The organism is Sphingobacteriales bacterium, assembly GCA_016719635.1.
GTDB lineage: Bacteria > Bacteroidota > Bacteroidia > Chitinophagales > JADIYW01 > JADJSS01.
The window spans coordinates 11,348-34,533 of record JADJYT010000012.1; the positions used below are offsets into that span (position 1 = coordinate 11,348).

Genomic DNA, 23,186 nt, shown 5'->3' on the forward strand with positions numbered 1-23,186 from the left:
TTTTCGATTTTATATGCAGCAACCACAAAACATATTGAAATTCTGGACAGACAGCCTGCTGTACAGTTACAGCCAGTTGTTTTTTTCATTGAACAAACCATTTGCTTTTATCATCTTAGCCGTCACTTTTTTTGATATCAAAATCGGTGCATCAGGGTTTGCGGCCGTTGTATTAATCAATATTCTCGCTTTACTGTTCGGATTAAATAAAGAATCCATACGACAGGGGCTGTATGGGTTTAATGCCTTATTATTGGGCATTGCGCTTGGTTTCACCTATCAGTTTTCCAGTAGTTTCGGTATTCTCTTTCTTTTTTCTGTGCTGCTTCTGCTGGTAATAACGGTTGGCATAAACGGCTTCTTTGAAAAAAATAATCTTCCGTATCTGGTCTTTCCATTTCTATTTACCTTCTGGATCATTTCCCTGGCAGGTGTAAATTTTAAAAATCTTCAGTTTGACACCAACCACCTGTACAATCTTTATGACACGTCAAATCTTTTAAACCGTTTTGCTCATTCGCTGGATACGATAAGACTACCTGCCTTTTTAGCGGTCTATTTTAAAACTCTGGATGGCATCTTCTTTCAGAGCAGCACCTTAGGAGGAGTCCTTATCAGTATCGGGTTGCTGATTCACTCCCGCATCACCTTTACACTCAGCATCATCGGTTTCATTTCCGCTTATGCATTTTTTAAGTTTTTCGGAGCTGATACTGACTTCCTGAGCTATTATCTCGTTGGGTCCAACTTTATCTTAATGGCCATAGCCATTGGTGGTTTCTTTATAGTGCCGAACATTTTCAGTTACCTGATGGTAGTATTATTAACCCCCATACTTATTCTATTGTTGTTCTGTTTTGGCAAACTGGTGAGCGTCGTGCAGCTCAGCGGATATACGATTTCATTCAGTATTCTCGTAACGATGTTCTTATATTTTCTGCATCAGCGGTGGCTGCAAAGATATTTACACCTTGTTACCATCCAGTATTACTCTGCAGAAAAGACGATTTACAAATACCTGAGTTCTTCCAGCCGTTTTGACAACAAACAACCATTAAAGATGGCATTGCCGTTTTGGGGAACCTGGAAAGTAAGTCAGGGATACGATGGCACCATCACCCATCTCGGAGACTGGAGTAAAGCATTGGATTTTGTCATAGAAGATGAACAAGGCAAAACCTTCAATAACGATGGTACAAAAAGGGAATATTTCTATTGTTATAACAAACCCGTTTTAGCTCCAATGGACGGCTATGTGCATACGATCATCAATACGGTGGATGACAACGACATATCCGATGTGAATACCAGCAAAAACTGGGGAAACACCATCATCATAAGTCATGCAGAAGGATTATTTTCTCAAATCAGCCACATTAAGAAAGATTCCTTCAAAGTAAACAGCGGCGACTATGTCACCAAAGGAACCATGCTCGCCGCCTGCGGAAATTCCGGCCGTTCACCGGAGCCTCATATTCATTTCCAACTTCAATCGACACCCAAATCAGGGGAAAAGACTCTGCATTATCCGGTTGCCTATTTTATAGAAACAAAGAATAATAAATCCTATTTAAAGATTTCAGAAGTTCCTGCACAAGATTCGTACATCAGCAATGTGGAGACAACCCCCCTATTGGAAAATGCATTTGGTCTGACTCCGGGAAAGAGACTATCATTTATTGAACAGGATACAAAAAATAAAACCGAGTGGGAAGTGTTTACAGATGCCTGGAACAGGTCCTATCTTTATTGCGCACAGTCAAAATCGTATGCCTATTTCACCAACGACGAAACAATGTTTTATTTTTACGATTTTGAGGGCGATAAAGATTCCTTATTGTTTTATTTTTACCTTGCATTTTATCGCGTCCTATTAGGATACTATCCGGATATACAAACAAACGATCAACTACCGCTCATTCATTTTAACAACAAGGCTGTGACGTTTATCCAGGACTTTTTTGCACCCTTCTATCTCTTTACAAAAGCCAGCTACCAATCCAATTTTATATTTGCAGACAATACCTACGCTCCTGAGATTATTGAAATGAAGTCAAAAGTGACCGCTTCGGTCTTCAATACCAGATTGAATGAAATCCAATTTGATATAATCCTGAAAGATAATCAGATCCATCAATTTTCCATTCAGCAGACTAACCATAAAAAACTATATCTATGCGAGCATTGATGTTCACTCTCTTTCTTTTTGCCTTCAGCTGTCTTCAATTGACGGCACAAGAAAGCCTGCACAAAGATGAAGTTGACAGGATCTCTTTTGAACAGTTTCAAAAGAAGCAGTTTAAAGAGCTGAAAACGACATTAAAACAGGCGCTGGAAAACAAGATTGACTTTTATTACCTGCGGCTTCGGGCAGGAATCCTTGCTTATGACAACAAGAACTATGAGTATGCCATACCGCAATTCAGACAGACACTCGAATTTTTCCCAAGCGATACCTTGTCAAAAGAGTATCTGTATTATGCTTATTTATTTTCCGACAGGAAAGAAACCGCGCATGACTTTGCCTCCAAACAAACAGAAAGCTTCCAGCGCAAGGTTGGCTATAAGAAGAAACCGTTTGATTTTGTAGGTATTGACGGAGGTGCCATGATAACGAGTAATATCACATCCAACAGGGGTAAGATTTTCAAAACAGATGCGGTGTTAGGAAAGTCGGAACGTACCTTAAATGGGAATTTATTTTTCGGAGATTTTTTCTTCCAGAATACCGTTAAGAACAGACTGCACATCAACAATTCATTTTCGTTCTTTTATACGCAGGCCTTATATGAAATTGAAGTCTTATTGCCTTTTAACAGATTTAAGGCAAAAAGCGAATTTAACAACCTGAATTTTCAATATAACTTCGGACTCTCCTATACGACCCAAAAGGAATGGACAATTGCAGCCGGCTTTGGATTTTACAGAATTAAAGGAAATACATTCACCGCTGTTGAACCGGATACTATAAACAACCGGATACCAATCATCAGTGACACTACTGCCATCAATTCATTCTTAGGTTCAGTAACCGTCAGCAAGCGCTGCAAACATGTGCAGCCGTACATTCAGTTGTCGGGTTCTAACCTGAATAACGTAACGCAATTACAGGCGGAAGCCGGATTAACATATTATCCTTTGGGTAATTATACTTTCTACGGCAAGACGTCCGGCACTTATTTAAGGAATGGCTCACAAAATCAATATGTCATCGGTCAAAAAATAGGATTTAAAGTATTAAATTGGTGGTGGAATGAGCTTAACTTTAATTATGGCAATACGATGATTAATTATATCAGCAACAACGGGTTCTTAACCTATAATACTTCAGATCCGATTAAGCTACTTGCCGGTATTAACTTTAATTTTTATATCAAGAAACATTTTCAGTTGGGGCTCGAATATAATTTTCAGCATAGAGAACGGACTACCCAATTTTACATAAAAGAATTGGCCGGTCTTGTTGTTAACAGTCAACCGTCAAATTATTTTAATCACTCAATAAAAACAAGTTTACTATGGAATTTCTAAAAAGAACCATGTTCGTGTTGATATGTTTTATTTCTGTCAACACCTTTGCGGAGGACAGCAAGACCCTGCTAGATGCATTTCAGAAGAGTATTGCCTTTGAAAACAAACAGGATTATACCAATGCCGTTGATGTGTTGAAACCATTGGCAACATCTACAAATTATGAAGCGAATGTACGATTGGGATGGCTGTATTATTCAGCCGGAAAACACAATGAATCCGTTACGTATTACACAAAAGCGATAGCTTTAAGACCTGCGGCAACTGAGCCGCTCTGGGGAATCACCTATCCCCTGGCGGAACTGAAGAAGTGGACGGACTTACAGGGCGTATATCAGAAAATCATTTCATTGGACCCCAAAAACACGACCGCCAATTATCGTTTAGGGTTAAGTGCTTACTATGGTAAAGACTATACCGTTGCCAAAAAATATTTTGATATTGTACTGTCATTATATCCGTTGGATTACAACACACTCCTCATGAGTGCGTGGACGACCTACTTTCTGGAAAAGATAGCGGATGCAAAAACGCTGTTTAACAGAGTACTGATGGTCATGCCCGGAGACAAATCCGCTACAGACGGATTAGCACTGATAAAATAAAAATACAAACGTCCAAACATACAGAAGCTACGCGAAACTGCGTGGCTTTTTTAATGAATCGATTTTGTCAGCATATCTGTGATTCGTTAAAATAAAAAAAGCTACACCATTGCGGTGTAGCCAATCTGGGGAACAGATAATTAAGCCAAAGCGGCCTAATCTAAGGTAATATCTTTCATAGCATTGGGGCGTATCTCAATCTTGCTCGGATCTTCGCTGTTGTTATAAATCATATAGTTGGAAAAATCAGACTGGTCGGACGGCAGACTGTTATCCAACTCCATGCCGTATCGTTTGTATGCAGGTTCTTTCTCCAATTCGTATAAACTGATATGATGCTTTTGCATATCCAAAGTTATACGTTTTTTTATTAAATCCCGTTCTAAAGCCTGGTCATCCATGGGTTCTTCTGATTTTTTATCAGAAGTCTCAAACAGGGAAAACTGCATTTCCGTAGAGGCAGCTTTCGCATACTCCGTTTCTTCCATTTCCTGTACCAGATGCATTCTCGGTTTATCCACTATTTGAATGTCTGATTCCGGAGCGGTCAGATTGATTTCAAACTCAATCTCATTATCTCTTACAACTTCCTGTTCCATCTGAGGTGTAAAGACGTCCTCCTTCTGCTCGTTGATTTTTGCAACTAATGGATTGACTGCAACTTCAGTCTCCGGATTTTTCTGATCCACTGAAGAATCCATGTCTCCCTTATGCACCACATTTGCCGTTTCTTCTGATGCCTTTGTTTGCAGGGTATAGACCACTTTTTCCTGTTGCTGACGCTGTACGTGTTTACGCTCTCGGCTTACTTCGCCTGTCTGGAAGCCGGTTGCAACCAGGGTAATAGCGATATCATCTCCCAACTCCTCATCTTTACAAACCCCCCAAATGATTTCACAGTCTGTCTGTGTCTGCGCCTGAACGCAATCCGTAATCATATCCAGTTCCCGCATTTTAATACCGGTTCCGTATGTGATATACAAGACAACACCTTTGGCTCCAAAGATATCCGCATCCTCCAAAAGTGGGGAATTCATGGCTTCCTGAATAGCCTGTGATGCCCTGTTTTCGCCGGTTCCCTTGCCAATACCGATAATGGCCACTCCGCTGTTGGACATTACCCTTCGAACGTCATTGAAGTCAACATTTATCTTTCCGGGCTTGGTGATGATCTCCGTTATCCCTTTAGCCGCAGTGGTTAAGATATCATCTGCTTTTGAGAAAGCTTCGTCAATATCCAGATCCGGGAAGATATCGTACAATTTATTATTAGATACAACTATCAGCGCATCTACATTTTCTTTCATATTCTGGATGCCTCTTTCCGCCTTATCACGTTTAGGTTTCCCTTCGTTGGAGAATGGAATTGTAACGATACCCACCGTCAGGATGCCTAATTCTTTTGCAATCTTCGCTACAATTGGCGCTCCGCCTGTACCCGTTCCGCCTCCCATACCGGCAGTCACAAATACCATTTTGGTATTATTGGAAAGATACATTCTGATTTCTTCTTCAGCTTCCAGTGCAGCTCGGCGTCCTTCTTCAGGATCCGCTCCTGCTCCTAATCCTTCTAGTAAATTGGTACCAAGTTGAATCTTTGAAGGAACCGGACTCTTCAATAAATCCTGCTTATCTGTATTGCAGACACCAAAGTTTACGCCGGGAATACCCTGCTCGTACATATAATTGACGGCATTACAGCCTCCACCACCAACTCCCAGTACCTTGATGATAGAGTTATTTTCGCTGAACATTTCAAATTCCATGACTATATATTTTTATGGTTTATTATTTTGTATCAAAATCATCTACATCGGATTGCATCCATGCCGTTACTTTCTTCCACGTAGATTCTATTGAAATTTTTGGTCTTTTAGGTGTTAAATTTTTCTCTTCCTTTACTTCCTCTTCTTTTGTATCATTAATATCCACTTCTGTATCGCCATTTACAGGCGTTGTAATCGTTTCAGGTTTTACAACTATGTCTGTAGGTTCCATTACAATCGGTTTCTCTATCTCCACTATTTGTTGTTCATCCCTTAGTTTGAAACCGCGAATGAGCAACCCGATACCGGTAGCATAAATGGGACTATCAACATCCGTCATTTTAGTAGATGCCAGATGTTCTCTTGGCAATCCCAATCTGGCGCACTGTCCGGTTTCAGCTTCCGTGAGCTGAGCCAGGTGTTTTAACTGAGAACCACCGCCTGTCAGGACGATACCGCCAATCAGTTTTCTTTCAAAGTTGGATAATTTTATCTGGTAGGCTACATGGGCCAATATCTCTTTCACCCTGGCTGATATAACTTTAGATACGGCCAGCAGATTCACCTCCCGGGTGCCGATGGAGCGGGAACCTTCACCCTGAATGGAAACATGCTGATTTTTCAATCCGTCAAACGGAATGGCACTGCCATAATTCTTTTTCAGCACTTCCGCCTGGTCTTTCAGGATTTTAAAATCTTTCAGATCTTCAGTGATAATATTTCCTCCGAATGGTATAACGGCTGTGTGACGGATTACAAAATTCTCAAAGATGGCAATATCCGTTGTACCACCACCGATATCCACCAGGCAAACACCACCTTCCAACTCTTCTTTCGTTAAGACGGCATCAGCGGAAGCCAGCGGTTCCAATTCAATGCTGGCCACTTCCAGTCCCGCAATATGGATACAACGTTCAATATTCTGAATGGCCGTTTCCGCTCCGGTGATGATATGGAAATTTCCTTCCAAACGGATACCCATCATGCCGATAGGTTCGCTGTAGATTCCCGGCTCATTATCCACAATATATTCCTGCGGCAGTACATGCAGGATTCTGTCTCCCGGCGGCAGCGCAAGCTTGTACATTTCATTTTTCAGCTTTTGGATATCCTCATTGCTGATCCACGTGTCATTGTTATTGCGCGTCAGGATGCCGCGATGCTGCAGACTTTTGATATGCTGGCCTGCTATACCGACATGCACCTTCTTGAATCGGACGCCGGATTGCTGCTCTGCATACAGAACCGCCTTCTTAATCGACTCTACCGTTTTGGCAATATTGATGACCACCCCGCGCTGCACACCGAACGAAGGACAGTTGCCAATACCCAGGATTTCAATTTTCCCGAATTGATTTCTTCTGCCGACGAGCGCTGCCACTTTGGATGTGCCGATGTCAATGGCACACACGATATTGTCTGATGGCTGTACTGATTTCTTTTCCATACCGGAGTCCGTTACATTATTAACTTGCATATTTATTATTTTTATTTCAGACAAACGGCCTGATCTTTATACATTATGTTGATAACCTTATAGTAGTCCCAGCCTACTTTTCTCAAAACTTCGAAATAAAAAACCTCCAGGCGTCTGAATTTTGATTCTGCATCCTTATCATCGCCAAACAATACGACCGCACTGCCTATGCGCGGAATGAGCTCCGTTTGTTTTTTTTCATTGATATTGTATTGACCAATCAATTCTTTCCAGAGATCATTTTTACCGGCCTCTTGTTGGATTTTAATTACTCTCTTCAGCTCAGTACTGCCCGCTTTTCTGGGGACAGTATATTTTTCCGTGATGAAGCCGGTTACTACCGGAACCTTTGCAGCAAAATGATTAACCGTTGGAAACTTAACCCCGTCCTCATCGATGTAATAAGACTCCCCCTGAAGATTGTATACCCTCAATACAGGTTTGCGTTGTTCAATCTTTATATTCAGATTCCCTGCATTGTCCGTATATGCATTGGAATGAAGTACCTGTGGAATGACTCTCAGCGACTGCTCGATTCTTTCCAGGTCTCTGCCGGAGAGGATGCGGTTTTTCACAACAAACTTATCATCGATAATAGCTGACACCTGATCTTTCGTTACAAAAAAATTACCCGACCATTCATCAATACTGATATGGATATTCTTTATTTCGCTCAGCTCCCTGTTTCGTTTTGCCAATACCGCCAACACAACAAAGCCAGTCAGTCCGATTAACATCGAAACGCGGATAATGATATTCCTGGCTGTCTTATTCATTCCTTCCCGAGAAATTTTTCCCGTCTTACTTTAGTTTAAATGCTTAACAAGTTTTTTATTTCTGCTACTTTTGTATCAATATCTCCCGCACCTGCCGTCAGCACTACCTGCAAATCATTTCTCGTCTTGAGTATTTCTATCAAACCTTCTTTTGTCGCTAGCAGTTTATGAGGAATCGTTACCTTATCATAAATCAGTTTGCTGGTTACTCCTACTATTGGTTTTTCCCGGGCCGGATAAATATCCAGCAGAATCAGGTCGTCGGCATGCGATAACGACGCTGCAAATTCATCACACAAATCATTGGTTCGACTGAACAGGTGTGGCTGAAAAATAACCGTCAGCCTCTTATCCGGATATAATTCCTTTGCAGCGGCTATCGTGGCATCCAGCTCCCGCGGATGATGCGCGTAGTCATCAATATAAACATACTTCTCATTTCGCACCTGTGTTTCAAATCGTCTCCTGACACCCTTAAACGTTGCTATACCCTCTTTAATCTTCTCGTGTGAAATACGGAGCTGCAGCGCGATGGCGACAGCACCGACGACATTCTCGATATTATGCTTTCCGCCATAGTAGGACTTAATATTTTCAATAACCCCATCGGGATGCACCACGTCGAATATATAGGCCCCCGCTTCAATTTGTAAATTCTTTGTATAAAAATCGGCATTATTGTCAGAAAGGCTATAGCGGTAATTCTTCACCTCTTTATTCAAAATCTTTTCCGGAACGGACATGTTCGTTATTAGAACACCCTCTTTTCTGACTTTACCGCAAAACTGACGGAAGGAATCTTCTATTGCTTCCAGATTTCCGTAAATATCAAGGTGGTCCGTATCTACCGACGTAATGAGTGCTATGTTGGGCTCGAGATGGAGAAAAGAACGGTCAAATTCATCGGCTTCCGCAATGGCATATTGGTTTCCGTCAATAAAGTTGGATTTGAAATTTATACATATCCCGCCTAAAAATGCGGCTGCACTTTTATCTGCCGTCTTTAGCAGATGTGCCGTAATGGAAGAAGTGGATGTTTTGCCGTGTGAACCCGCAATAGATATGTTAAACACGGAGTTGGCAGCCATACCAAGCACTTCCGCTCTTTTCACCACTTTGAACGGATGTTCTAAATACCAGTTGTATTGAACATGGTCTTTGGGGATGGCCGGTGTGTAAATCACGATATCCGCATGGGCATCCAACGTTTCAATACTATCTTCAAAGGTGATGACAATTCCTTCCCTTTCCAGTTCATCCGTCAATGCTGTTCTTGTCTTATCATACCCGCCTACCACTTTCCCGTGCAGATTGAAATAGCGTGCCAGTGCACTCATACCGATACCGCCGATGCCTAAAAAGTAAATACGATGTATATTGGTTAAATCCATTGTCAGAGCGATAAATTATTGATGATATATCCGGCAATCTCATGTGCTGCGTTCGTTTTTGCCAGCGATCTAATATTCGCTGACAATTTCCACATCTTCTGTTCATCCTGCATCAATGCAGAGACTACCTCTCCCGTTTTTTCTACAGCCTCTGCATCCCTGATCAATACTGCCGCACCTTTACTGACTAATGCCATCGCATTTTTTGTCTGATGATCTTCAGAAACGTTTGGAGAAGGAATCAGGACGGTTGGCTTTCCTACAATACATAATTCTGAAATCGACAATGCGCCTGCTCTTGAAATAATAATATCCGCCGCACTGTATGCCAGATTCATCTCCCTAATAAACTGATGAATTTTCACACACGTCAGGTCTTTAGATCCTGTTCGTTCCTTTATTCCATCGTAATATGCCTTACCGGTCTGCCACAGCAGCTGATAGCCCTGCTGAATAAACAAGTCCATGTTTTTTTCTATGGATGTATTGATGGTGCGGGCTCCAAGGCTGCCGCCAATAATCAAAATCGTTTTTTTAATTTCTTTTAACTGAAAAAAGGCCAACGCATCTTTCTTGTCAGGCAATTCAACAGTTATATCTTTTCTCACCGGGTTTCCGGTCAGCAGGGTCTTTTCTGATTTAAAGAACGCGTTTAAATTATCGTATGCCACAAAAATCTTAGCAGCAAACCCCGATAATATCTTATTGGTAATGCCGGGATATGAATTTTGTTCCTGGATAAAAATCCTCGTACCAGTTAACGCACCAATAAACAGAACCGGTCCGCTGGCATATCCGCCTACCCCAATGCAGGCATCCGGTTTAAAATTTCTCAGTACCCTGAAGGCTTGAAATAAGCTCTTCAGCAGTTTGAATGGAAAAAAAAGGTTTTTAAATGTCAGGCTTCGCTGCAAGCCAACCACTTCCAATCCAACGATATCATATCCTGCCTGTGGCACCTTTTCCATTTCCATTCTTCCTTTGGCACCCACAAATAGAATCTGGCAATCCGGCTGGCTTTGCTTTAGTGCATCCGCAATTGCAACTGCGGGAAAGATGTGTCCTCCGGTGCCTCCGCCTGCTATGATATATTTATATGTCTTAGTTACCACTGTTTGATTCTTCCTGTTTTTTTTAAAATCTATACATCCATTTCCTCCAGTTTCTGTCTTTTTACCGCAGTCTGAGGTTTCTGTTCAGCACGTTCATTTACATGCCGGCTCACGCTTAATATAATTCCCAATGCAAAAGAGTTAAACCATATACTGGAACCACCCCAACTGATAAAAGGAAGCGTAATTCCGGTATTTGGCAATAAATGCACATTAACACCCATGTGAATGATGGCCTGTAATACCATACTAATACCTAAGCCTACCGCCATCAATGCCCCGAATGCTCTGGGGCTGTTCTTCACCAGATTAATCAGCCGCCACATAAAAAAGAGGTAAAGGAATAAGACGAATGCACCTCCAAGCAATCCGTATTCTTCGATTAGTGTAGAATAAATGAAATCAGAGAATGCATCCGGCAGAAAATTGCACTGTGTGCTTTTTCCCGGTGCGATTCGAACCAAACCTCCTTTAGCAATTGCAATATTGGCCTGTTTCTGCTGATAATATTCGTCTGAATTGTAATCCGGGTTTTTCCAGTTTTCAATCCGCTTCAGCCATACATCTGCCCGTCCATGGTCGGGAAATGCGTACCAAGAAACGGCAAATATAAGGCCTGCCGCCAATGCTCCGGCTGCAACGATAGCAAGCATAAACTTAGTGCTTACCCTTCCCACAAACAGTACAACAATACAAGTCGCAAACAGGATAGCTGCAGAAGAGAAATTATCCAACATAATCAATCCACAAATAAGCACTATAGGTAACATAATATGTAACACCACCTCTCTGATATCTTTAATTACACCTTGCTTCTTGGAAAGCATACGGGAAGTATACATAATCAAAGCCAATCTGGCAAAATCAGACGACTGGAAGGTCAATCCAACTAAAGGAATGCGCACCCACCTGCTGGCATCATTAATTCGAACCCCAAAGAATGTGGTATACAGCAGCAGCGGGATGGACAAGACCAGCATCATCTGAGCCATTCGTGAAAAATACCGATGGTCGATACGGTGTATAAAATAGGTAATACACAATCCTGCCGCTAAAATAAAACCATGTCTCAGCAAATAATATTCCGTATCACCGCCGGTGTCCCTATATGCGAGCGAACGGGTTGAACTATAAACCAACAGCAGAGAGATAGCGCTCAGTATGGCAACGATGTACCACACATATTTATCTCCTTTGATATTATTAATAATCCTGCCTATCACTGGTGTCTTTAATTAAAGGTTCAAAACATTACGTTTGAATTGCTTTCCCCTGTCTTCATAATTCTCGAACAAATCAAAACTTGCACAGCAGGGGGACAGCAAAACCACATCGCCCTTATCTGCCATATTGTAAGCCATCTGGACGGCCTGTTCCATACTTTGAGTATCGACAATATATCCGACTTCAGAAGCAAATGCTTCATGGAGTTTCTCATTGTCTTTCCCCAGACAGATGATTGCTTTTACTTTTTTGTTGACCAGTTCTTTTATCAACGTGTAGTCATTACCCTTATCAACACCGCCGGCAATCAGAACAGTTGGCTTGGTCATGGATTCCAGCGCATACCATGTCGAATTGACATTGGTTGCTTTAGAGTCATTAATAAAGTCAACGTTCCGGATGGTAGCAACAAATTCAAGACGATGTTCCAGGTTTTTAAAATCTTCCAGGCTTTCACGGATTTTGTCATTACGTACGCCGACTAATTTAGCGGAAATGGCAGCAGCCATAGAGTTGTAGGAATTGTGGATTCCGTGGATAGAGAGTTCACTGATTGGCATGGTAAAGTTGGTTTTATTGAGTTCGATAATTAATTGTTTATTTTCTACATAAGCTCCGTTGCCTAGTTGGTGGTAATAAGAGAAGGGTACTCTCTGAACCTGCTGATTGGCAGTATTCAGATATTGCATGGTTACTGCATCATCTTCACAATAGATGAAATAATCATTTTCATTCTGGTTGCGGGTGATACTGAATTTTGAAGCAATGTAATTTTCAAATTTGTAGTCGTACCGGTCTAAGTGGTCTTCCGTGATGTTGCACAATACGGAGATGAACGGCTTAAATGTCATGCAATTGTCCAACTGAAAACTGCTGACTTCTAATACGAAATAATCCTTATCACCGTTTGCCACCTGTCTGGCGAAAGACGTTCCGATGTTCCCTCCCAGACCCACATTCAATCCCGCCTTCTCCAGCAAATGATACGTCAATGAAGTGGTCGTTGTCTTGCCGTTTGTTCCGGTAATGGCAATCACTTTGGATCTTGTAAATCGGTATCCGAATTCTATTTCAGATATGATCGGGATATTCTTTTCCTTGATCTTTTTGACAACAGGTGCTTTATCCGGAATGCCGGGGCTTTTGATGATGGTTGTTGCCGTTAATATTATTTCTTCCGTATGTCTTCCCTCCTCAAATGGAATTTGCAGAGCAGTCAGTTCGTCCTTATAGGATTGTTTGATGGTTCCAAAATCAGACACAAAGACCTCCATACCCTGCTTTTGTGCAAGGATAGCGGCACCTACCCCGCTTTCTCCACTTCCCAATATGACTATCTTATCTGATGGCATTTTTCGATTATCGGGTTATCTGATTTTCAGGGTTACAAATGAAATGACGGCCAGCAGGATACTTATAATCCAGAACCGCAGTACAATCTTCGCCTCATGGTAACCTTCTTTCTGAAAATGATGGTGCAGCGGAGCCATTTTAAAAATGCGCCTGCCTTCACCATATTTTCTTTTGGTATATTTAAAGTATCCTACCTGCAGCATTACGGAAACATTTTCAATAAAGAAGATGCCGCAAAGGATGGGTATCAGCAATTCTTTTCTAACAATTAAGGACACGGTTGCAATGACACCGCCGAGCATAAGGCTACCCGTATCTCCCATGAAGACCGTGGCCGGGAATGAATTATACCAGAGAAATCCGATGGTTGCCCCAATCAATGCGGCACAAACAATTACGACTTCCTCCGAGTTGGGTATATAAAGTATATTCAGGTAATCCGCAATTTTTACGTTACCGGACACATAGGCAAATATGGCTAAAGTGGTCAATACAATTACAGACACCCCTGCCGCCAGGCCATCAATGCCGTCGGTAAGGTTTGCAGCATTCGATACAGCGGTAATGACAAAAATCACAAACGGAATAAAGAATATCCATCCCCATTTCTGATAATCTTGTGTAAATGGTTTCAGGAAATAGGAATAATCCAGTAAGTTATCCTTGAAAAAAGGAATATTGGTTTTGAGTGCTTTCGTTTCATGCGAGAGATACTCATTTCCGACCCTGATCCCTTTATTTTCATACATCACATGTCCGGAAGAAACCACCTGTTCGGGTTTATCCCAGTCAACCTCTCCTTTGCTGTCAATCTTATAGATGAACACATTATCAAAATCTCTCACTTTCACGGAAGGATGGAAATACAACACACAACCGACCACCAGTCCCAGCACCACCTGTGCTAGGATTTTAAACATACCTCTTAATCCTTCCTTATCCTTTTTAAATACTTTTATGTAATCATCTAAAAACCCGATACCACCCATCCAGACAGTAGAAACCAGCAGCAATATGACATACACATTATCCAAACGGGCAAACAACAGCGTTGGAATCACAATTGCGGCAATAATAATCACACCGCCCATGGTAGGTGTCCCTTTCTTTTGAATCTGTCCTTCCAGCCCCAAATCACGGACGGATTCACCAATCTGCATTTTGCGAAGCCATTTTATAATGCTCCGTCCAATGAGCATCGAAATAACCAGTGACAGGATGATTGCCAGAGACGCACGGAAAGAGATGTACTGGAACAGTCTTGAGCCTGTCAATCCAAATGTTTCCTGCAGATATTTAAATAAGTAATAAAGCATACTATCTTATTTATTCAGTTCCTTAAAAGTTTCCAGCAATATTGCCTTATCATCAAAAGGGTATTTCACATTATCTATCTCCTGGTATTTTTCATGTCCTTTGCCTGCGAGCAGAATGATATCACGTTCTTTTGCCAGATTACAGGCAACACGTATTGCTTCCCGTCTGTCGGTAATGGACATCACTTTATTATAATTATGAGGAGGAACTCCCGCCTTCATTTCCTGTATGATATCATCCGCTTTTTCATTGCGTGGATTATCCGATGTCAGAATCACTTTGGAGCACAGCTCACTGGCAATAAGCGCCATATCCGGTCGTTTTGCTTTATCACGGTTGCCGCCGCAGCCCACCACGGTAATCACCTGTTCGTTATGCGTCCTGATCTCATTGATGGTATCCAGCACATTCTTCAATGCATCCGGTGTATGTGCGTAATCGACGATTCCAATAATTTTTTGAACAGATGAAGTGAAGCAATCAAACCTTCCCTCTGCACCTTTTAATGCAGAAATAGCAATCAACGCTTCCTCCCTTTCCATTCCCAGCAATACACAGGTGGCATAAATTGCCAGCAAATTATAGGCATTGAACCGGCCGGTCATCTTTAGATGCACTTCCGTTTCTTCGTTTTGAACAACCAGTCCCGTAAAGGCATTCTCTAAAATCCTGAAACGGAAATCCGCCAGACTCTTGATGGCATACGTATACTTTTTTGCCTTCGTATTCTGGAGCATTACCTCGCCGCGCTTATCGTCGATATTCGTAAGGGCAAAAGCGGATTCCGGAAGCAGGTCAAAGAATCTTTTCTTTGCATAAATATATTCCTGGAATGTTTTATGATAATCCAGATGATCATGTGTGATATTGGTAAAAATTCCACCGGCAAAATGTAATCCGTAAATCCTGTCCTGATTGGCAGCATGTGAGCTGACTTCCATGAACACATACTCTATGCCATCGTCTGCCATCTTACGCATCAAAGCATTGATAGCAATCGGATCCGGTGTAGTGTGGGTGGAAGGGATTTCAGTCTGATTAATCTTATTGACGATGGTGGAGAGCAACCCAGTCTTATATTTTCGTTCTGTATAAATCTGATGCAGTAAAGTAGCCACGGATGTCTTGCCGTTTGTTCCGGTTACACCCACCAACTTCACGGATTTAGAAGGATGTTTGTAAAAGTTACAAGCCATCATTGCGGATGCTCTTCTTACATCCTTCACTTCCACATAGGTGACCTCCGGATACAACTCTGCAGGAATCGTTTCACAGACAATGACACTTGCACCCTGTTCTATCACTTTTGGAATAAAGGAATGGCCATCCGCTGCTGTTCCCTTTATTGCAAAAAAAACATCTCCTTTTCCCACCCTACGGGAATCCAGTTGCAATGTGTTTACAACAACAGCATCCTCACCCACTATCTTTAGCGGCTGAACATTTTCCATTATGTCTTTTAATCTTTTCACTAATTCAACACTAATTGTATGTAACTTCCTTTTATCACAGCGGTATTCGCCGGAACAGACTGTCCGATTACCTTGCCTTTTCCAACAAAACCCACCTTTAAACCTAAATTCTCCAATATAGAAACGGCATCATCCAGCAACATTCCTTTTACATTCGGGACCTTATTATTGGATAGCTGAATTTTTGAAACGAAAAATTGCTTATTGGTATCCCTTTTCAATTTTGCATATTCCCAGTTCTGTTTGAAATCGTAGCTGATATTGAATTTTTTATTCAATTCCTTAATGGCATTCGTCGTACCCGCAACAGCCGGCAATTTCTTCTCCAACAAAGATGAATCCTTGTTAATGGCCTTATTCGATCTGATATTCGAGGTAATAATCTTATCAGCCATTATCTTGAATATGGGCGCAGACACCACACCACCTGTAGTTCCGGGGCCTTCCGCACCTCCTATCACCACGACACAGGAATACAATGGCTTATCTGCCGGGAAGAAACCGACGAATGTAGAAAGGTTCTTCTCTGAATACCCGCTATGATCTGTACTCATTTTTGCTGTGCCTGTTTTACCGGCAATACGGTAATAAGGCGATTTGATTTTTCTGGCCGTGCCATTTTCATCTTCGACCACACGAAGCAGGATTTCTTTTGCAAACTCAGCAGCTTTAGGACTGCAGATTTTATGTTGGGTGCTTTGCGGTTTATATTCACGTACCTGTTTCCCGTTATCCAACACACTTTGTATCAGATATGGTTTCATACGCGTTCCGTTATTGGCAATGGCATTGTAAAATGTAAGCAACTGAAGCGGGGTAAACTTGACTTCATATCCGTGTGCTATCCACGGTAACGAGATGGCACTCCATTTGTCAGGTTTTAGAACCAATGGCGAAACCTCTCCTTTTAAATCTATTTGTGTTTTAGACGTCAGTCCAAATTGTTCCAGTTTATCGTAGAATTTCTGTTTGTCTCTGCCGTAAAACTGGACAATCCATTTTGCAATAGCCACATTGGATGAGATGGCAAGTGCCTTGCCCGGTGTCAAAAACGCATATTGGGTATTATGTCCGTCATCCGTCAGTACCACATTGCCGAATTTAGCAGACGCGTGATTCGAATTAATGGAATCTGCCATTGTAAGGTTTCCATCATCAAACAACGCGAGATAGGCGGCCGTTTTAAAGACAGAACCCGGTTCATATCGGAGTGCAAGCGCATAATTATAATTCTCCGAGAACCCTTCGCTGTTTTTGTTTTTTCCCAGGTTTGCCATTGCCCTGATAGCTCCCGTCTTAACTTCCATCAATATGGCACAACCATATTCCGCCTGATATTGAGTAACCGCCTGCAACAAAGTTGTTTCCGTAATATCCTGCAGACCTAAATCCAGCGTGGATATTATATCATACCCGTTCTTAGGTTCAATCTGCCCGTTCCTGTTGATAGGAATCCATTCGCCTCCGGCGATTTTCTGTTTCAGGATTTTTCCTTTGGCGCCGCTCAGTAATGAATCAGCGGCTTCTTCAAGCCCTATATCCTTAGCATTATCCCTGATCAATCCGATAGTTCGCTGTGCCAGGTAATCATAAGGGTTTGTGCGTTCCTGCCGGGTTTCAACAATCAATCCCCCTTTAAATTTTCCTTCCCTGAACAACGGCCATCGTTTGATTTCTTTTAATAAGCTGTAGTCAGCTTTGCTGCATAATAAGAAGTAACGTTTTTTATTTTTTCTGGCATTAATTAACTGCCGTTTGTATCCGGTTATTGTATTTTGATTGAACTTACTCCACATATAATAGGCGAGCGAATCCACATTCTCCTGAAAGATGTCATCGCTCATTGCCTTGGAGGCAAAATCCACGTGCAATTCAAAGAACGGAACAGAAGTCGCCAGCAACTTGTCGTCCGAAGAGTAGATATTGCCACGTTCTGCCGGAATTTCAAAATAGTCTGTCGTCAAACTGTCTGCCAGAGATTTCCAGTGACCGTTTTTATAGGTCTGTATCTGATATACCTTTCCCAATACTATAATGCCAAATACCGTACAGAACCCGCCTATCAGGTAGATTCGAATCAGTATATTGGATTTAATATTCATTGGTTTATTTATCGTTTGCCGTTTGCTAATCCATTCATTCTTCCATTAACAGTCCTTGCTTCACTTCTATTTTCTTCGGTGGTTCCTGGAGGGGTTTTAATCCGTAAGGTTCCAACACTCTTTGCAGTTCCGATTGTTTGCTTTTCAGGTTCAGTTCTGTTTTAACACCTATATATTCCCACCTCAGTTCTTTTATATCATTTTGCTTTTTAGCGATATTCCGATTCAGGCGAACTGCCAGATGCGTATTAAATATTTCCAGAACACCAATAAAGACTATAGCCGCCACGAACAGATAATTATGCATCACCTGGGCGTAAGAAATAAAATCATTCACACCAAACACCCGTAACACAGACTCGACCATCCGTTGTATACGATTTTCAGGCACAGCAGCCACTTCGTTATATATCTCTTCTTCCGGCATCAGTTTGTTTTCTCAGCTATTCTCAACTTAGCACTCCTCGCCCTGGGATTAGCCTTCAATTCTTCCGCTCCCGCCTCTATCGGTTTTCGGGTAATCACCTTCAGATGATGCTCGAATCTTCCAAAAACATCTTTCTCCGGTTCGCCTTCAAAGACGCCATTCTTCATAAAATTTTTCGTCAATCTGTCTTCCAGGGAATGGTAGCTCATAATGACCAGCCTTCCGCCGGTTTCCAATACTTCTTCACTTTGTTTCAAAAAATCTTTAATGGCATTCAATTCATCATTCACTTCAATTCGGATGGCCTGAAAGACCTGTGAAAAATATTTCACTTCTATCCCTTTGGAAACTATTTTGCAGATTTCCACTAAATCTTTTGTGGTCTCTATCGGCTGAATGGCACGTTGTTCCACAATTCTATTCGCCAGCGTTCTGGCGTTGATCACTTCCCCGTAAAAACCAAGAATATGCTGAAGCTGCTCAGCCGTATACGAATTCACCACATCTTTAGCAGTTATCCCTTCTTTCCGGTTCATGCGCATATCCAGCATGGCATCGAAACGGGTGGCGAAACCTCTGGTGGGTTCGTCTATCTGATGAGATGAAATCCCAAAGTCTGCCAAGATGCCGTTTACCCGAATTATGCCGTGCAATTTTAAAAATCGTTTTAGGTGTCTGTAATTTGCCTGTATCAATACGAACCGCCTGTCATCCGGCACATTCTGTCTGGCATCCTCATCCACGTCAAATGCAAACAGTTTTCCCTTCTCACTCAGTTGTTCGAGTATTTTCCTGCTGTGCCCGCCGCCTCCAAAAGTGACATCTACATATATTCCGTCCGGATGAATGTCCAACCCTTCTATACACTCTCTGAGCATTACTGGAATATGATACATGCACTTTTTTATGTTATCTGTTCAAGAACTATTTACCGGAGTTTAATTTTGCCCACACCTCATCTGCCATATCCGCAAAATTCTCCGGCTCTTTGATGGTAGCGTGATAGGTCTTACTATCCCAAATCTCAATCACATCGTGGAAGGCGGTGATAACCACTTCATCCGTGATGCCCACATTGTCCGTAAGACGCTTGGATAATAATATTCTGTCGTTGCCGTCCATCTCCACCTGGGTCGCCAATTGATAGAAAGAGCGCAGAAAGTCACGTTCAGCCGTTCTGAAATAGCTGAACTTGCCCATTTCCTGTGTTACACTGTCCCATTGTGTTTTGGGAAACAAGCGCAAACATTTACCCATGCCTTTGTTCAAAACAAAATGTGTACGCGTATCCTCCGGAATCTGCTGTAAAAGATTGGTCGGCAAACGCAACCTGCCTTTGCTGTCCACTTTTACTTCATAATGTCCGGTTAATCCTATCATTTGCGATTTTGCTGATTTGATGAACAAAAATAAAATAAAAGTCACACAAATTCCCACTTTACTCCACTTTTTACCATTGATAATCATGTTAATAAGTCAAAAAATGTGCATATCTCAAATTTAGATGTGGATTGAATGTGGAAATGTTATGAAAAGTGTAATTAGAATAAGGGTTGGGAATGCACATTAGGTTATGCACCATGTGGAAATAAATTCAATAAAAATAGCGGGTTCGGTATCGTTTAACCCATCAATTCAATAAATTTGATTGAATTTTGATGCATATTTGAAAGAATGAAGCTGAAAATTAAACACTACATCCTGCCATTGTTGATTTTTCTTTTCGAAATTTCGCCCGCTCAACCTTATATTGACAAAGACAGTATTTTCCAAAAATCAATAATTGAAAACAAAACTGTCTTAATTGTTTTTTCAGGCTCTGACTGGTGTAAAAATTGTATACAGTTTGAAAAAGGAATTATGAAGGACTCTTCCTTTCAACATTTTGTCCGGGAAAATTTATTGCTTTTAAAGGCCGACTTCCCGCAAAAGAAAAAATTGCCGGAAAAACTGATCCGACAAAATGAATTATTAGCGGAACGATACAACCCCAACGGTATTTTTCCCCTGTTTATTTTAGTCAGCCCCAATCAAAGAACGGCAACGATTAGTTTTCAGCATGAAACTGCCGCCGGTTTTACAGATAAACTGAAAGCTGCAATGGAATCCATTCTGCCATGATGATTGAACAAAAGGTTACAACAAAATTGATGGGATCTGTTTTTGAGCTTATTGTAACGGCTGACACAAAAACTGCTGCTCAGGGATTTATAGAAGAGGGGATTCAGGAAATAAAACGCATTGAATCTTTGTTAACCGAATTTGCAGCAACTTCCATCACTGCCTTGATTAATCAGAATGCCGGCATCAGTCCAGTTGAGGTACCGGAGGAGGTATATCAATTATTAAAACGCATTCAACATTTGTCAAAGATCACTCAGGGTTCTTTTGACATTACGGTTGGCCCGTTAAAGAAACTGTATAATTTCAAACAGCAGGATTTTACATTTCCGGATAAGAAGAAAATCCGGGATACCTTAAAAATGGTAGGGTATGAATTTCTGCAATTGCTGGAAAACAATAAAGTTTATTTATCCCAAAAGGGAATGCAGATCAGTTTTGCAGCCATAGGTAAAGGATATGCCGCTGACTGTGTCAGGAAATTATGGAAAGAAAAAAATGCGGAAGGCGGTGTCATCAATGCAAGCGGAGATTTGACGGTTTTTGGAAAAAGGGCAAACGGAGATTTATGGAAGATTGGCATCTCACACCCTGATGACAGGAATCAGATGGTCTTTTCCATTCCCATGCAGCACGGCGCAACAGCGACATCCGGTGACTATGAGCAGTATTTCACGAAGAATGACATCCGCTATTCCCACACCATACATCCGAAAACGGGACTGCCGCTCACAGGCATCAAAAGCGTCAGCATCATCCACTCCAGTGCAGAATTATGTGATGCACTGGCAACGGCAGTATATGTGATGGGCGCAGATGCCGGTATCCATTTTATCAATCAATTACCGGACACACATGCTATCGTCATTAATTCTGAAAATTGTGTATTTTTATCCAAGCATATAAACATAGAGCATGGCACTCTTTAAGATATCCCTTTTAGTATTGACGGTAAGTTCACTTACCTGCAGCTGCCATCCGGTAAAACCATATCAGCGGGTATATCTGAACGACCGGGAAATGCAGATAAGCAATGGTATTTCCGGGAAATTTGAAGAAAATGCCGAAGGCATAAGAGAAGGCGCAGCACCGGCGGGAGGCATATACACCAGCGGCGGGTGTGGCTGTAACTAATTACAATGAAGAAGAAGTTTTTCATATTTGGCTTAATGGCCTTTTACTATCCTTTGAAGGCACAGCTTCCTGACAGCAGTGCTTTTGAAAGAAAAAAAATATCCAGGACAGATATTGAATTCACCTTTTCTTATTATAATCAGGATGGAAATAATTCGGCGGTAACAGGCGGAACAGGAACAGAAAAATTGTCCGTTTATGCGACAGGTCTGACCATCCGGCATCAGTTCAAGGAGTTCAATAAGCTTTCATTCTCTGCCGGAATTGATGTTATCAGTTCGGCATCGACTGACAAGATTGACCATATCCGTTCTTCTGCATCCATTAAAGACAACCATTTTCATCTGGATGCAGGATTCCAACGACGATTGAAGAATGTAAATCTGGTGATGGGAGGAGGAGCTGGTGTTGCCCTGGAATCGGATTATCTTTCTGCTCCCGTATCATTCTCCATGCAATATACCGAACCATCCGAAATGCGATCCTATCAGATGGGTGTGTTCCTGTCTTTTGATGACTTGCGGTGGGGCAGGTTAAACCCTGATTATATGCGCCCGGAAAGTCTCGTATATCCGGAAGAACTGAGGTATAAAGAATGGTATGATGTGTACAGAAGGGATTCTTACAATATCAAATTTGGCTTTACACAAGTATTGTCAAGGAAAATGATTCTGGGCATTTTCCCGGAATTTGTCTATCAGAAAGGATTACTGGCTACGCCGTTTCACAGAGTCTATTTTTCTGACAGCAGCCTGCGTGTAGAAAATCTGCCGAAACAAAGGTTCAAGTTTCCACTTTCTATAAAACTAAATGCATTTTTGGGCAAACGGTTTATCCTGAAGAGCCAGTATTCATTTTATGCGGACAATTTCGGAATCATTGCGAATGCCATCGAACTGCAAGGTGCCATAAAAATAGTACCGCAATTCACATTAAGTCCGTTTGTAAGAATTTATCATCAGTCAGGTTCAAAGTTTTTCAAACCCTATAAAGAACACCTGACCAGTGAAGTCTATTATACCTCCGATTACGACTTATCAGGCATGAAGACGTACAAAGCAGGTATGGAATTAAAATTCTTGCCAATGGGGAAGAGACAGCATAGATTATCTTTTGAAAATATCCTTTTCAGGTATTCCTACTATTACCGTTCGAACCATTTGCAGGCGCATACCGTTAATCTTACATTTACGTTTGCATCAGAATATGTAAGGAAAAAGAGAGAGTAATTACCTCTTTCAGTTATATACAAAACCAATTAATTCTCATATTTTTGTTGATATGAAACATCATCCCATTGTTCTGCTTGTTCAAAAGATTGAATTACACCATACGAAAGAAATTCAGAAATATTTTGCTGTTTCTAAAAAAAAACGAA

At 41.5% G+C, this 23,186-nt stretch carries 20 protein-coding genes; 7 read left to right on the plus strand and 13 right to left on the minus strand.

The genetic code is table 11. The features are described 5' to 3' along the window. Window positions 1-13: 13 nt before the first annotated feature. Genes IPM95_13980 through IPM95_13990 form a run of 3 tightly spaced genes read left to right on the plus strand, consistent with a single transcriptional unit; the run spans window position 14 to window position 4,136 of the window. Entirely contained in the window at window positions 14-2,188 is a 2,175-nt protein-coding gene (locus IPM95_13980; GenBank protein MBK9330371.1) for an urea transporter, read from the plus strand. Then, entirely contained in the window at window positions 2,176-3,531 is a 1,356-nt protein-coding gene (locus tag IPM95_13985; protein MBK9330372.1) for a hypothetical protein, read from the plus strand. The genes IPM95_13980 and IPM95_13985 overlap by 13 nt, the downstream gene beginning before the upstream one ends. After that, the gene (locus IPM95_13990) at window positions 3,519-4,136 is read left to right on the plus strand and encodes a tetratricopeptide repeat protein (GenBank protein ID MBK9330373.1); all 618 of its coding nucleotides are present in this window, start codon (window positions 3,519-3,521) and stop codon (window positions 4,134-4,136) included. The genes IPM95_13985 and IPM95_13990 overlap by 13 nt, the downstream gene beginning before the upstream one ends. Window positions 4,137-4,291: 155 nt before the next feature. On the opposite strand, the gene ftsZ is transcribed toward IPM95_13990, so the two are convergent. Genes ftsZ through mraZ form a run of 13 tightly spaced genes read right to left on the minus strand, consistent with a single transcriptional unit; the run spans window position 4,292 to window position 19,933 of the window. After that, on the minus strand, window positions 4,292-5,902 hold the full coding sequence (gene ftsZ / locus IPM95_13995; protein MBK9330374.1) for a cell division protein FtsZ: 1,611 nt from the start codon (window positions 5,900-5,902) through the stop codon (window positions 4,292-4,294). A 22-nt stretch (window positions 5,903-5,924) separates the two neighbouring features. Next, window positions 5,925-7,349, minus strand: a complete 1,425-nt coding sequence (ftsA, locus tag IPM95_14000) for a cell division protein FtsA (protein ID MBK9330375.1) — start codon at window positions 7,347-7,349, stop codon at window positions 5,925-5,927. 41 nt (window positions 7,350-7,390) lie between these two features. Next, on the minus strand, window positions 7,391-8,155 hold the full coding sequence (locus IPM95_14005) for a hypothetical protein (GenBank protein ID MBK9330376.1): 765 nt from the start codon (window positions 8,153-8,155) through the stop codon (window positions 7,391-7,393). Between the two features lie 35 nt (window positions 8,156-8,190). Then, a complete protein-coding gene (locus IPM95_14010) occupies window positions 8,191-9,546 on the minus strand; it encodes a UDP-N-acetylmuramate--L-alanine ligase (protein MBK9330377.1) in 1,356 nt (451 codons plus the stop codon). A 2-nt stretch (window positions 9,547-9,548) separates the two neighbouring features. After that, window positions 9,549-10,634, minus strand: coding sequence for an undecaprenyldiphospho-muramoylpentapeptide beta-N-acetylglucosaminyltransferase (gene murG, locus IPM95_14015; GenBank protein MBK9330378.1), 1,086 nt, complete (start codon window positions 10,632-10,634; stop codon window positions 9,549-9,551). Between the two features lie 53 nt (window positions 10,635-10,687). Then, entirely contained in the window at window positions 10,688-11,881 is a 1,194-nt protein-coding gene (locus IPM95_14020; protein ID MBK9330379.1) for an FtsW/RodA/SpoVE family cell cycle protein, read from the minus strand. A gap of 12 nt (window positions 11,882-11,893) precedes the next feature. After that, entirely contained in the window at window positions 11,894-13,234 is a 1,341-nt protein-coding gene (gene murD, locus IPM95_14025; GenBank protein MBK9330380.1) for a UDP-N-acetylmuramoyl-L-alanine--D-glutamate ligase, read from the minus strand. Between the two features lie 15 nt (window positions 13,235-13,249). After that, window positions 13,250-14,551 (minus strand): phospho-N-acetylmuramoyl-pentapeptide-transferase, encoded by a 1,302-nt coding sequence (locus tag IPM95_14030; protein MBK9330381.1) that lies wholly within the window; start codon window positions 14,549-14,551, stop codon window positions 13,250-13,252. Between the two features lie 6 nt (window positions 14,552-14,557). Beyond that, a complete protein-coding gene (locus IPM95_14035) occupies window positions 14,558-16,003 on the minus strand; it encodes a UDP-N-acetylmuramoyl-L-alanyl-D-glutamate--2,6-diaminopimelate ligase (protein MBK9330382.1) in 1,446 nt (481 codons plus the stop codon). Window positions 16,004-16,023: 20 nt separating this feature from the next. Further along, on the minus strand, window positions 16,024-18,126 hold the full coding sequence (locus IPM95_14040) for a PASTA domain-containing protein (protein MBK9330383.1): 2,103 nt from the start codon (window positions 18,124-18,126) through the stop codon (window positions 16,024-16,026). 34 nt (window positions 18,127-18,160) lie between these two features. Further along, window positions 18,161-18,553, minus strand: a complete 393-nt coding sequence (locus tag IPM95_14045) for a hypothetical protein (protein MBK9330384.1) — start codon at window positions 18,551-18,553, stop codon at window positions 18,161-18,163. Next, complete coding sequence (gene rsmH, locus IPM95_14050) at window positions 18,553-19,449, minus strand: 16S rRNA (cytosine(1402)-N(4))-methyltransferase RsmH (protein ID MBK9330385.1); 897 nt, start codon at window positions 19,447-19,449, stop codon at window positions 18,553-18,555. Before rsmH ends, IPM95_14045 begins: the two co-directional genes overlap by 1 nt. A 28-nt stretch (window positions 19,450-19,477) precedes the next feature. Then, window positions 19,478-19,933 (minus strand): division/cell wall cluster transcriptional repressor MraZ, encoded by a 456-nt coding sequence (gene mraZ, locus IPM95_14055; GenBank protein ID MBK9330386.1) that lies wholly within the window; start codon window positions 19,931-19,933, stop codon window positions 19,478-19,480. 294 nt (window positions 19,934-20,227) lie between these two features. Between mraZ and IPM95_14060 the strand changes: the two genes are divergently transcribed. Genes IPM95_14060 through IPM95_14075 form a run of 4 tightly spaced genes read left to right on the plus strand, consistent with a single transcriptional unit; the run spans window position 20,228 to window position 23,037 of the window. After that, a complete protein-coding gene (locus IPM95_14060; GenBank protein MBK9330387.1) occupies window positions 20,228-20,674 on the plus strand; it encodes a thioredoxin family protein in 447 nt (148 codons plus the stop codon). Beyond that, window positions 20,674-21,603, plus strand: coding sequence for an FAD:protein FMN transferase (locus IPM95_14065; protein MBK9330388.1), 930 nt, complete (start codon window positions 20,674-20,676; stop codon window positions 21,601-21,603). The genes IPM95_14060 and IPM95_14065 overlap by 1 nt, the downstream gene beginning before the upstream one ends. Further along, complete coding sequence (locus tag IPM95_14070; GenBank protein MBK9330389.1) at window positions 21,590-21,808, plus strand: DUF4266 domain-containing protein; 219 nt, start codon at window positions 21,590-21,592, stop codon at window positions 21,806-21,808. The genes IPM95_14065 and IPM95_14070 overlap by 14 nt, the downstream gene beginning before the upstream one ends. A gap of 5 nt (window positions 21,809-21,813) precedes the next feature. Beyond that, window positions 21,814-23,037, plus strand: a complete 1,224-nt coding sequence (locus IPM95_14075; GenBank protein ID MBK9330390.1) for a DUF3570 domain-containing protein — start codon at window positions 21,814-21,816, stop codon at window positions 23,035-23,037. The last annotated feature ends 149 nt before the right edge of the window (window positions 23,038-23,186 follow it).

What these genes read in the sequence shown, in the direction of transcription:
- ftsA (MBK9330375.1), bottom strand. Translation starts at nt 7,349, where the DNA reads ATGGAAAAGAAATCAGTACAGCCATCAGACAATATCGTGTGTGCCATT.
- IPM95_14010 (MBK9330377.1), bottom strand. Translation starts at nt 9,546, where the DNA reads ATGGATTTAACCAATATACATCGTATTTACTTTTTAGGCATCGGCGGT.
- IPM95_14040 (MBK9330383.1), bottom strand. Translation starts at nt 18,126, where the DNA reads ATGAATATTAAATCCAATATACTGATTCGAATCTACCTGATAGGCGGG.
- IPM95_14065 (MBK9330388.1), top strand. Translation starts at nt 20,674, where the DNA reads ATGATTGAACAAAAGGTTACAACAAAATTGATGGGATCTGTTTTTGAG.
- IPM95_13990 (MBK9330373.1), top strand. Translation starts at nt 3,519, where the DNA reads ATGGAATTTCTAAAAAGAACCATGTTCGTGTTGATATGTTTTATTTCT.
- IPM95_14005 (MBK9330376.1), bottom strand. Translation starts at nt 8,155, where the DNA reads ATGAATAAGACAGCCAGGAATATCATTATCCGCGTTTCGATGTTAATC.
- IPM95_13980 (MBK9330371.1), top strand. Translation starts at nt 14, where the DNA reads ATGCAGCAACCACAAAACATATTGAAATTCTGGACAGACAGCCTGCTG.
- mraZ (MBK9330386.1), bottom strand. Translation starts at nt 19,933, where the DNA reads ATGATAGGATTAACCGGACATTATGAAGTAAAAGTGGACAGCAAAGGC.
- IPM95_14030 (MBK9330381.1), bottom strand. Translation starts at nt 14,551, where the DNA reads ATGCTTTATTACTTATTTAAATATCTGCAGGAAACATTTGGATTGACA.
- IPM95_14035 (MBK9330382.1), bottom strand. Translation starts at nt 16,003, where the DNA reads ATGGAAAATGTTCAGCCGCTAAAGATAGTGGGTGAGGATGCTGTTGTT.
- murD (MBK9330380.1), bottom strand. Translation starts at nt 13,234, where the DNA reads ATGCCATCAGATAAGATAGTCATATTGGGAAGTGGAGAAAGCGGGGTA.
- rsmH (MBK9330385.1), bottom strand. Translation starts at nt 19,449, where the DNA reads ATGTATCATATTCCAGTAATGCTCAGAGAGTGTATAGAAGGGTTGGAC.
- ftsZ (MBK9330374.1), bottom strand. Translation starts at nt 5,902, where the DNA reads ATGGAATTTGAAATGTTCAGCGAAAATAACTCTATCATCAAGGTACTG.
- IPM95_14075 (MBK9330390.1), top strand. Translation starts at nt 21,814, where the DNA reads ATGAAGAAGAAGTTTTTCATATTTGGCTTAATGGCCTTTTACTATCCT.
- IPM95_14060 (MBK9330387.1), top strand. Translation starts at nt 20,228, where the DNA reads ATGAAGCTGAAAATTAAACACTACATCCTGCCATTGTTGATTTTTCTT.
- IPM95_13985 (MBK9330372.1), top strand. Translation starts at nt 2,176, where the DNA reads ATGCGAGCATTGATGTTCACTCTCTTTCTTTTTGCCTTCAGCTGTCTT.
- IPM95_14045 (MBK9330384.1), bottom strand. Translation starts at nt 18,553, where the DNA reads ATGCCGGAAGAAGAGATATATAACGAAGTGGCTGCTGTGCCTGAAAAT.
- IPM95_14070 (MBK9330389.1), top strand. Translation starts at nt 21,590, where the DNA reads ATGGCACTCTTTAAGATATCCCTTTTAGTATTGACGGTAAGTTCACTT.